Origin of the sequence: Acinetobacter sp. Ac_5812, from assembly GCF_013072695.1 — a bacterium.
Lineage (GTDB): Bacteria > Pseudomonadota > Gammaproteobacteria > Pseudomonadales > Moraxellaceae > Acinetobacter.
In genome coordinates this window covers 1-583 of sequence record NZ_LXUK01000006.1, presented here as the reverse complement: position 1 = coordinate 583, position 583 = coordinate 1, and the positions used below count along the sequence as shown (strand labels likewise).

Below are 583 nucleotides of genomic sequence, written 5' to 3'. Positions count from 1 at the left end.
GATCACTGGCATTATCGGTGGGATTACTGGTGGTGACTTGGGTAATAACCCTGTCACAGGTGTGATCCAAACAGGTATCGATGTGCTTCAAGGTGTTGAAAGCCTGAAAACAGATATTATCAATACAGGTATTACTACGGTAGGCGGTGCAATCAGTGGTGTCCTTCCGGGCGTTCATCCAGTCACAGATCTCACTAATTTAGGTACCCTCACCTTTGAAACTTCACGCGATACAGTAAACGGTACATTGGAAGCAATTTCTGATTTAGCAGGTGCTGATATTGGTGGTGCTGCGGGTTCGCTCACAGGTGTTGTCGGCACATTGATTAATAATGGTTCAACGGCTTCTGGTCTGGTTCAGCATATTGCTGGTGACCTCACTGATGTCGGTGGCCTCATCGGCGGTGTAACTGGTGGTATCGGTGGTGGCGAAGGTGGTCCTTTAGGTGCAATCACTGGCATTATCGGCGGCATTACTGGCGGTATCGGTGGTGGTGAAGGCGGTCCTTTAGGCGCGATCACTGGCATCATCGGTGGTATTACTGGTGGTATTGGCGGTGGTGAAGGTGGCCCTCTTGGTGCG

General features: G+C 50.4%; 1 pseudogene. It reads left to right on the top strand.

What is annotated here, in order from left to right:
- Nucleotides 1–583, top strand: a pseudogene (locus A7P55_RS22545) (hypothetical protein); the annotation flags it as partial.